At 72.2% G+C, this 10,335-nt stretch carries 6 protein-coding genes and 1 pseudogene; 5 read left to right on the top strand and 2 right to left on the bottom strand.

The window, feature by feature from the left end:
* Window positions 1-187 precede the first annotated feature (187 nt).
* From CCN42_RS09465 to fxsT, 4 genes are all read left to right on the top strand, one after another.
* Window positions 188-1,885 carry a stealth family protein gene (locus CCN42_RS09465; protein ID WP_086734521.1) on the top strand — a complete coding sequence of 566 codons (1,698 nt, stop codon included), beginning with the start codon at window positions 188-190 and terminating at the stop codon, window positions 1,883-1,885.
* 13 nt (window positions 1,886-1,898) lie between these two features.
* Window positions 1,899-3,665 (top strand): stealth family protein, encoded by a 1,767-nt coding sequence (locus CCN42_RS09470; protein WP_086734523.1) that lies wholly within the window; start codon window positions 1,899-1,901, stop codon window positions 3,663-3,665.
* Between the two features lie 73 nt (window positions 3,666-3,738).
* Entirely contained in the window at window positions 3,739-5,007 is a 1,269-nt protein-coding gene (locus CCN42_RS09475) for an MDR family MFS transporter (protein WP_086734525.1), read from the top strand.
* A gap of 103 nt (window positions 5,008-5,110) precedes the next feature.
* Entirely contained in the window at window positions 5,111-7,885 is a 2,775-nt protein-coding gene (fxsT, locus tag CCN42_RS09480) for an FxSxx-COOH system tetratricopeptide repeat protein (RefSeq protein WP_086734527.1), read from the top strand.
* Window positions 7,886-7,892: 7 nt separating this feature from the next.
* On the opposite strand, the gene CCN42_RS09485 is transcribed toward fxsT, so the two are convergent.
* Complete coding sequence (locus CCN42_RS09485) at window positions 7,893-8,396, bottom strand: type III secretion system chaperone family protein (protein WP_422641151.1); 504 nt, start codon at window positions 8,394-8,396, stop codon at window positions 7,893-7,895.
* 4 nt (window positions 8,397-8,400) lie between these two features.
* Entirely contained in the window at window positions 8,401-9,738 is a 1,338-nt protein-coding gene (gene mshA / locus CCN42_RS09490) for a D-inositol-3-phosphate glycosyltransferase (protein ID WP_086734531.1), read from the bottom strand.
* A 201-nt stretch (window positions 9,739-9,939) separates the two neighbouring features.
* Here mshA and CCN42_RS09495 point away from each other — a divergent pair.
* Window positions 9,940-10,335, top strand: a pseudogene (locus CCN42_RS09495) (class I SAM-dependent methyltransferase); the annotation flags it as partial.

A 10,335-nucleotide genomic window follows, 5' to 3' on the forward strand; every position in this document is an offset into this window, starting at 1 on the left:
CCTACCTAAGCTGGTTCGGGGCCGTGGCGGCGCTGGGGCGCCGTCCCGGGCGGAGCGAAGAACCCCTGTGTGATTCGTCTCGCTCCCTTTAATTTAAAGTGAATTCCTCCGCAACCTTTACTCACGCTCACCTGTCAGGGTTGGCGGGGAAGTCTGTTGTCGGGGTCAGTGAAGAGGAGCACAGAACGTGACCGTGCGTTCCTTTGCGCGGCGGATGAAACCGCGAGTCGAGCGGAAGGCCGCCGAGCGGGTGTGGCAGCTGCGTACCATGCGGCGGCGCCGCAAGGCGGCGGTCACTGATCCGGTGCTGCGCCCGGTGGCCGTGCGCGGCCAGCACCTGTACGGACGGGTGGTGACCAGCTTCACCGCGGCGGAGGCGGCGGCCTCCAACCTCGACCTGGTGGTCGCCGCGCTGGAGCAGGAGGGGATCTCCTACTTCCTGGTCCCGACCTCCCGGATACGCCACACCGTCGGGGTCAACGCGGCCGACCGCGAGCGGTTCCTCGCCGCCCTGGAGGCGCAGAACGCGGGCAAGGCCGTGTTCATCGGCCGGCCGCTGCCCGGCGGGCAGCTCAAGAACCCTGCGCTGTTCATGGACGGCGTGCTGCCCTCGCCGCTGCGCACCGCGCCCGTGCTGCGGATCGGCGAGAACCACCTCGGTCCCGAGGGCCAGCTGCTCGCCGGCCCCGAGCTGGCCTGTGACGTGGAGTTCTGGGAGGACGGCGCCGAGCTGCTGGAGTCCGAGGACGGGCCCCGCCGGCTGGCCAAGGTGCAGCCGCAGGCCTCCGAGGACGTGTTCCGCGAGTCGCTGGTCACGCCGCGCAACAACGGCGTCACCGACGTCCTGCCCGCCGACGAGCAGCAGCCCGTCACCGTGCGGGTGGGCGACCGGGAGCTGCCGAGCTTCCTGCCGCTGACCCTGCCGACCGTGAACCGCGTCACGTTCCCGGTCGACGTCGTCTACACGTGGGTGGACGGCGAGGAGCCCGCGATGCGGGCCAAGCGGGCCAAGTACCAGGAGAAGGGCACCGCCGAGATCCTGGACAAGGAGATCAACGAGTCCCGCTACACCAGCCACGACGAGCTGAAGTACTCGCTGCGCTCGCTGGCGATGTACGCCGACTTCGTCCGGCACATCTACATCGTCACCGACGGGCAGAAGCCGCACTGGCTGGACGACAGCGTCGAGGGCATCACCGTCGTCGACCACAAGGACATCTTCCCCGAGGGCGTCCTGCCGGTCTTCAACTCGCACGCCATCGAGACCCGGCTGCACCACATCCCGGGCCTGTCCGACCACTACCTGTACTTCAACGACGACGTCTTCGTCGGCCGCCGGATCACCCCGGAGCACTTCTTCTACGGCAGCGGCCTGATGCGGGTCCCGGTCTCCCCGCTGAAGATCGGCATCGGCAAGCCGCACGCCGAGGAGACCGCCACCAACTCCGCCAGCAAGAACGTGCGGCGGCTGCTGCTGGAGAAGTTCGGCCGGATGACGACGAACAACTTCATGCACACCCCGCTGCCGCAGGACCGCGGGGCGCTGCGCGCGCTGGAGGAGCTGTTCCCGGAGGACATCGCCCGCACCACGGCGTCCCGGTTCCGCTCGCCGACCGACATCGCCATGACGGCCCCGCTGCTCTACCAGTACGCCCTGATGACGGGCCGCGGTGTGCCGGGCAAGTTCAGCTTCCGGTACGTGAACATCAGCCGCCCGGACGCCGAGAAGCGCCTGGCCGACCTGCGCAACACCCGCCGCTTCGACTTCTTCTGCCTGAACGACGTCGACGTGCCGCCGGAGGAGCGCGAGCAGGTCAGCATCCGGATGCACCAGTTCCTGGAGAACTACTTCCCGTTCCCCAGCCCCTACGAGAAGCAGAACTGAGCAGGCCGCGGCCATGGACATCCGTCACCGCCTCGTGACGCTGCCGGGCCTGCGGGCGTTGCGGGACCTGCTGCTGCGCCTGCGGCTGTGGGCGGCCGCCCGGCTCTGGGCGCTGCGCGCGGCCCCGGCCCGCCGCCGGCTGCGCGCCGCCCTCCCCGGGCTGCGCCGGACCGTCCTCGGTCCGGCGCGGCTGTACGGCCGTACGGTCGCCGGGTACACCGCCGCGGAGGCCGCCGCCGCCGACCTGGAGCAGGTGTGCGCCGTGCTGGACGCGGCCGGGGCGCCGTACTTCCTGGTCCCCCGGGAGCCGGGGGCCGGCGGGGCGCGGCAGGTGATCGGTGTCGCGGAGACGCACCGCGCCGCCGTCCTCGCGCGGGCCGCGGAGCACTTCGCCGGTACCGCCCGGTTCGTCGGTCTCGTCGAACCGGACGGCACCGTGGCCGGCGCGGCCCTGTGGGCCGACGGGAAGCTGCCGAAGGCGCTGCGGCGGGCGCCGGTGCTCCGCACCGGTGAGGTGCGCCTCGGCCCCGCGGGGCAGGTGCTCAGCGGTCTGGAGTCCGGCTGCGACATCGAGTTCTGGCGGCACGGCCGGGACCTGAAGGCCGAGCCCGGGTATCTCACCGTGCCCGGCGCCAAGCTGCCGGACGTGTTCGGCGAGTCCCTGGTGGCGCCGCGCCGCAACCCGGTCTCGGAAGTGGTCCCGCCGGCCGCGCAGCAGCCGGCCGAGGTGCCGGGCCCGCGTCGCACGATCCCGACGTTCGCCGCGTTCGCCGAGCCGGGCATCGACGAGGTGACCTTCCCGGTCGACGCCGTCTACACCTGGGTCGACGGGGACGACCCGGCGATGGCGGCGAAGCGCCGCGCCCACCAGGAGCGGTCCGACAACGTCATCGCCCCGCGCGAGACCGGCGCGTCCCGCTACACCAGCCACGACGAGCTGAAGTACGCGCTGCGCTCGCTGGAGATGTACGCCGGGTTCGTCCGGCACGTCTATCTGGTGACCGACTCCCAGGTCCCGTCCTGGCTGGACCCGGAGGCGGAGGGCATCACGGTGGTCGACCACCGGGACATCCTCCCGGCGGACGCGCTGCCCGTCTTCAACTCGCACGCCATAGAGAGCCGGCTGCACCACATACCGGGCCTGTCGGACCACTACCTGTACTTCAACGACGACGTCTTCATCAACCGCCCGGTCGGCGCCGAGCACTTCTTCCACGGCAACGGCATCGCCCGCATACCGCTGTCCCCGCTGAAGCTGGGCGTCGGCGATCCGCACCCGCTGGAGCCGGCGCCGAACTCGGCCGGCAAGAACACCCGCGAGGTGATCCGGCGCTTCCACGGCCGCCAGATCAGGCACAAGTCGCTGCACACGCCGCACCCGCAACTGCGCGCGGTGATGCGGGAGATGGAGGGCCTGGACATCGAGGAGCTGAAGCGGACCTCGTACTCCCGCTTCCGCTCCACCACGGACGTCGCCCCGGCGTCCACGCTCCACCACCACTGGGCGATCGCGACCGGCCGGGCCGTCCCGGCGGACTACCGCTTCCGCTATGTGCAGTTGGGCACCCCGGACATGCGGCGGCGGCTGGCCCGGCTCGCGGCCGGGGAGGACGTCGACTTCTTCTGCCTGAACGACGTGGACACCGACCCGGCTGACCGGGCGGCGGCGCAGGCGGCCATCCACGCCTTCCTGGAGCGGAAGTTCCCGTTCCCGAGCCGCTTCGAGCGGACCGCGCCGGTCGTCCCCCGCCAGTCACGTTTGACGCTCCCCGTCAATTGAGTGGCGCATCCGGCGGCCACGTTTGTAAGTTGTGGCCGCCGGTTGAGCTGCTTACCGCTGTGGGGGATCCGCGATGTCGTCAGCCACCTTGAGACGTGCCGTACGGGAGACCGTCTCCGGGCTCCCCCGCGAGTTCTGGTGGCTGTGGACCAGCACCCTGGTCAACCGCCTCGGCGCCTTCGTCGCCACCTTCATGGCGCTCTACCTCACCCTCGACCGCGGCTACTCCGCCTCCTACGCGGGACTCGTCGTCGCCCTGCACGGCCTCGGCGGGGTGATCTCCTCCCTCGGCGCGGGCGTGATGACCGACCGGCTGGGGCGGCGGCCCACCCTGCTGATCGCCCAGTCGTCGACCGCCCTGTCCGTCGCGCTGCTCGGCTTCATGCACGACCCCGTCGCCATCGCGGCCCTCGCCTTCCTGGTCGGCATGGCCTCCAACGCCTCCCGCCCCGCCGTACAGGCGATGATGGCCGACATCGTGCGCCCCGAGGACCGGGTGCGCGCCTTCTCCCTCAACTACTGGGCGATCAACCTCGGCTTCGCCGTCTCCTCCATGGCCGCCGGCTTCATCGCCGAGTCCAGCTACCTCGCCGGCTTCCTGATCGAGGCGGCGATGACGATGGCCTGCGCGATCCTCGTCTTCGTGAAGCTGCCGGAGTCCCGGCCGGAGCGCACCGCGGTCGAGAAGGCCGCCGAGGAGGTCGGGCTCGGCACCGTGCTGCGCGACGGGCGGTTCATGAGCGTCGTCGGCCTGTCCTTCCTCGTCGCGATGGTCTTCCAGCAGGGCTCGGTCGGACTGCCGGTCGCGATGGGCGAGGCCGGGTTCACCCCCGCCGAGTACGGCCTGGCGATCGCCGTCAACGGCGTCCTCATCGTCGTCCTGCAGATCCCCGTCACCCGCTTCATCCAGCACCGCGACCCGCGCCGGCTGCTGGTGATCTCCTCCGTCCTCGCCGGATACGGCTTCGGCCTCACCGCCTTCGCCGGATCGGTCGGCGCGATCGCGCTCACCGTCTGCGTGTGGACCCTCGCCGAGATCGTCAACGCGCCCACCCAGACCGGCATCGTCGTACGGCTCTCCCCCGTCCACGGGCGCGGGCGCTACCAGGGCATGTACACCATGTCGTGGGCCGTCGCCGGGCTCGTCGCCCCCCTGGTGTCCGGATACGTCATCGACCGGTACGGCGCCGAGTGGCTGTGGGCGATGTGCGCGGCCGTCGGGACCGTCGCCGGGCTCGGGTACGGGCTGCTCATGCGGCGGCTGCCCCCCGAGGAGACCCCGGAGCAGCCGGCCGCGGCGCCGGCGCCGGCCGCGCCCCGGCCCGCGACCGAAGTGGCCTGAGACCGGCGCACACGGAAGGGCGTACGTCTCACGTCCCGTACGGCACGATGGAGAAGTACGTGCCGCACACGGCCCCTTGGGGCCGCCGGGGTGGGAGACACGGATGCCCGACGAGTCCGAACTGATCTTCGTCAGCCATGCCGAGCGGGACGACCAGTGGGCCCAGTGGACCGCCTGGCACCTGGAACAGGCCGGGTACCGGGTCGAGCTGGGGCTGTGGCACTGGCGGGCCGGCGACGACTTCGTGACCAGGATGAACGAGGCGCTGGAACAGGCCTCCGCCGTCGTCGCCGTGCTCTCCCCGCACTACTTCGAGCCCGGCCGGTACACCGAGGAGCAGTGGCGGGCCGCCGTCGCCCGCGGGGGGCGGTTCATCCCCGTGGTGGTCGAGCCGCTGAAACAGGGCCAGTTGCCGGCGTTCCTGTCCTCGCGGATCCAGGTGGACCTGCACGAACTGCCCGACGAGGCGGAGGCGGTCAAGGCGCTCACGGAGGCGGTCCGTGGCCGGGGCCGCCCCGAACATCCCCCGGCGTACCCCCCGACGGCCGCGTCCGGTCCGCAGCCGCGCTTTCCCGCCATCGCCTCGGCATCGGCCGTGTGGGAGGTGCGGAGGCGACGCAATCCGCACTTCACGGGCCGGGACGACGTGATCGCCGACCTGCGGGACAAACTCGTCGCGGAGCGGCACGCCGCCGTACAGGCGCTGCACGGCACGGGCGGCATCGGCAAGACACAGGTGGCGCTGGAGTACGTGTACCGGTTCCGCGAGCACTACGACATCGTCTGGTGGATCGACGCCGAACAGGCCGACCAGATCCCCGTGCACTACGCAGAACTCGCCGCCCGCGTCGGGGCCGGCAAGCCGGATGCCGGTGTGGAGTTCAACGCCCGCTACGCGCTGGACCACCTGCGGTCGCGGGAGCGATGGCTGATCGTCCTGGACAACGCTGAGGAGCCGGAGCGGCTGGAGGCGTGGCTGCCCGACGGGCCCGGGCACGTGCTGATCACCTCCCGGAACCCGGGCTGGAAGCAGATCGTGCCCGGGCTGCCGCTGGGGGTGTTCAGCAGGGCGGAGTCGCTGGCCTATCTGCGCGGCCAGCTGCCCTCCCTGGCTGAGGAGCAGGCGACCGCGCTGGCCGAGGCGCTCGGCGACCTGCCGCTCGCGCTGGCGCAAGCGGCGGGCGCCCTGGGCGACGGCATGCCGGTCGACCAGTACCTGCGGGTCCTGGAGACGAACACCGCCCAACTGCTCGACCACGGCAAGGTGCACGACTACCGGGCCACACTCGCCGCGACGGTGACCATCGCCATGGAGCGGCTGGAAGCCGACCACCCGGACGCGACGGCCGTGCTGCGCCTCGCGGCGCTGCTCGGGCCCGAGCCGATTCCGACGGCGTGGCTGGTGGCGGCACGCGACCGGCTCGCGACCGTGCACGGCGACCCGGGGGACTTCCGCTGGCCCCTCCCGGCACTGCATCCGCTCGCCCGCTACGGGCTGGCCGTCGTCAGCCCGGACGCGTTCCAGGTGCACCGGCTCACCCAGGCAGTGGTGCGGGACGGGATCGCAGCCGGCCGGCGGGACGCGCTGTGGGACGACGTGGTCACCTTGCTCACCGCCGTGGATCCCGGGGATTCGGATCTGCCCGAGTCATGGCCGCGCTGGTCGGCCCTCACTCCGCATCTGACGGCGGGGATGCCGGTCCTGTGCGAACGGACCCGGGTGCGGCCGCTGCTGCTGTCCGCCGCCAAGTACCTCGCCCAGAGCGCTCAACTGCATGCCGCCCGGGAACTCGCCGCCGGCCTGCGCGCACAGTGGGCCTCCAGCCTGGGCGAGAACCACACCGACACCCTGCGTGCCGCCAGCGTGGAGACCGCGGCGGAGGAAGGGCTCGGTTACCACCCGGACCTCTTGGAGCGCGTCGGTGACATCCTGGCGCGCCGACGTGCGGCCCTGGGTGAGGACCACCCCGACACGCTGGAGTCCATGAACGACCTCGCCACGGCGCTGCACAGCGTCGGCCGGTACGCCGACGCACTCGCCCTGCATCAGGACGTCAGGGAGCGCCGGACACGCTTACTGGGCGAGGACGACCGCGCCACACTCCATGCGGCCCACGGAGTGGCCCGCGCACTGACCATCCTGGGCCGATTCGATGAGGGCTTGCGCGTCGCCGAAGACGTGCTCGAGCGCCACGGCGCGACACTCGGCGAAGACCACCCGCAAACGCCGCGCTTCCTGCGTGACATCGCCGTGCTGCTCGTCTACCTCGGCAGGTACAAGGAGGCCTATCGCAAGGCTGTCGACGCGCACGAGCGTGCCCGCGCCGCCATGGGGGACAACCACCCGGAGACGCTGAGCGCCGCGCACGGCCTCACCATGGCCCTGACCGCCCTGAATCGCCACACCGAGGCACAGCACCTCATCAAGGACACGCTTCAGCGGCTGCAGCGCAACTTCGGGGAGAGCCACACCTACGCTCTCGAACTGACCACCAGCCTGGGCTTCGTCCTGGCCACCTGCGGACGCCCGGCGGACGCCCATACCCTGCTGACGGACACGATGACGCGGCATGTGCAGGTGTACGGCACGGACTACCCCAACTCCCTCCAGTGCGACCTCGGCATCGGGATGAGCCTGCACGGCATGGGACGCAACACCGAGGCGGAGCAGCACCTGCGGGACCTCAGGCGCCGGATCCACCGGATCCTGGGCGCCGAGAACGTCCTCGCCGACAACGCGACCCGGGCCCTGGCCGTCACGCTCGCCGCCCAGGGCAAGCACCGCGAGTCCCACAAGCTCCTGGCTTACGTCCAGCGCAGGGCCCCTCTCAGGATGCCCGTCCAGCGCCAGGCGCCCCCCGGGAGAGGCCGCCGCTAGTCCCGGGTCAGTCCCGCGACCGCTCGATCAGGTGCGCGAACGCGTCGAGGTTCCGCGTCGGCTCCCCGCGCGACACCCGCCACTCGTACTCCCGGCGGATCGCGCTCGCGAAGCCCAGTTCCAGGAGGCTGTTGAAGGCGCCGTCGGCGGCCTCCAGGACCTGGCCGAGCAGCCGGTCGACCTCCTCGGGGGTGACGGCGGCCAGCGACAGCCGGCCGGTGACGTAGACGTCGCCGAGCGGGTCGACGGCGTAACTCACGCCGTAGAGCTTGAGGTTGCGCTCCAGGAGCCAGCGGTGGACGCAGGCCTCGTTCTCGTCGGGGTGGCGGATGACGAACGCGTTCAGGGACAGGGAGTGTCTGCCCGCGATCAGCGAGACGGTCGTCGACAGCTTGCGGGTGCCGGGGAGCTTGACCACGAAGTGGCCGGGCTCCGGGCCCTCCCACTCCAGCCCGGCGTCCTTCAGGACGCCTTCGATGATCTGCGCGGCCTGCCGTTGTGCCTCACCCATGGACTCACCCATGCAGCGAGCGTACGCGACGCCGGTGGGCGTGCAGCGCGGCCGTGTAGACCTCCGCGGTGGCCGCGGCGGACGCCTCCCAGCCGAACGCGCGGGCGTGGGCGGCGGCGGCCGCCCCCATCCGGTCGGTCAGGGTGGGGTCGGCGGCGAAGTCGTGCAGCACGCGCGCGTAGGCCGCCGGGTCGTGGCCCTGCACGAGGACGCCGGTACGGCCGTCGCGGACCGCCACGGGCAGGCCGCCGACACAGGCCGCGAGGACCGGCGTACCGGACGCCTGGGCCTCGATGGCGACCAGGCCGAACGACTCGCTGTACGACGGCATGACCAGCACGGACGCCGCACGAAACCAGTCGGCCAGGCGGTCCTGGTCGACGGGCGGGCGGAAGCGGACGACGTCGGCGATGCCGAGGCGGGCGGCGAGCTTCTGCAGGCCCTCCGGCTTGGCGAGGCCGCTGCCGCTGGGGCCGCCGACGACGGGGACGAGTATGCGGGAGCGCAGTTCGGGGTGCCGGTCCAGCAGCACGGCGACCGCGCGGAGCAGCACGTCCGGCGCCTTCAGTGGCTGGATGCGGCCCGCGAAGAGGGGGATCAGGGCGTCCTGGGGCAGTCCGAGGCGGGCGCGGGCGGCGGCGCGGCCGTCGCCCGGGGTGAAGCGCTCCAGGTTCACGCCGGGGTGGACGACGGCGACCTTGGCGGGGTCGGCGTCGTAGTGCCGGACGAGTTCGCCGGCCTCTTCGTCGGTGTTGGCGACCAGCCGGTCGGCGGCGGCGACGATCTGGGTCTCGCCGATGACCCGGGCGGCGGGCTCGGGGGTGTCGCCGTCGGCGAGGCTGGCGTTCTTGACCTTGGCCATGGTGTGCATGGCGTGCACCAGCGGGACGCCCCAGCGCTGGGCGGCGAGCCAGCCGACGTGGCCGGACAGCCAGTAGTGGGAGTGGACGAGGTCGTAGTACCCGGGGCGGTGGCCGGCCCAGGCCTGCATCACGCCGTGGGTGAAGGCGCACAGCTGGGCGGGCAGCTCCTCCTTGGCGAGGCCCTCGTAGGGGCCCGCGTCGACGTGCCGGACGAGGACGCCGGGCGCGAGCTGGACGGAGGGCGGCAGGCCTCCGGCGGTCGCCCGGGTGAAGATCTCGACCTCGATGTTGATCGCGGCGAGCCGCCGGGCCAGCTCCACGATGTACACGTTCATGCCGCCGGCGTCGCCCGTGCCGGGCTGGTGCAGCGGGGAGGTGTGCACGGAGAGCATCGCGACGCGGCGCGGCCTGCGGTGCAGCCGCAGGCGCGGGGGCGCTGCCGGGGAGCGACGTCCGAGCCTGCCGATGTACTGGCTCACGTGCCGTTCCTCCTTGCTGCGGGCATGCCTGCGCGAGGACGTGCGGGCCCTCCACGAGGGGGAACACCGGAGCTGGCCGCTCCATTTCCACCCCGCCGGTCTTTGCCGAATCATTACCCACTCTCGCTCAACCGTTCGAGGGTCGGTCGCGTGGCACCGCGCGGTCCGGTGCGGCCCTCACCTGCGCCTACCCTCGAAGGCATGACATCCCGCGCCACCACCCGCCCCCACGCTCGGCTTCGCTCGAGCGGGGCGGCCCCCGTCGTGGGAACGGTGACCCGCGGGACGACCAACCCCAACCGGCTGCGCCGCATGGACCGCTGGATCGCGGCCACGCACGGCGCCGAGCTGCGCCGCGCCGGCGCCCCGGTCGCCGTCGACCTCGGCTACGGCGCGGCCCCCTGGACGGCCGTCGAGCTGCTGGGGCGACTGCGGGCCGTCGCGCCCCACGCGCGCGTGGTCGGCATCGAGATCGAACCGGCCCGGGTCGCGGCGGCACGGCCGTACGAGCGCGACGGGCTCGTCTTCCGGCACGGCGGCTTCGAGGTGCCCGTCGACCGCCGCCCGCACCTCATCCGGGCGGCCAACGTGCTGCGC

The sequence above is a fragment of the Streptomyces glaucescens genome (assembly GCF_002154375.1).
Lineage (GTDB): Bacteria > Actinomycetota > Actinomycetes > Streptomycetales > Streptomycetaceae > Streptomyces > Streptomyces glaucescens.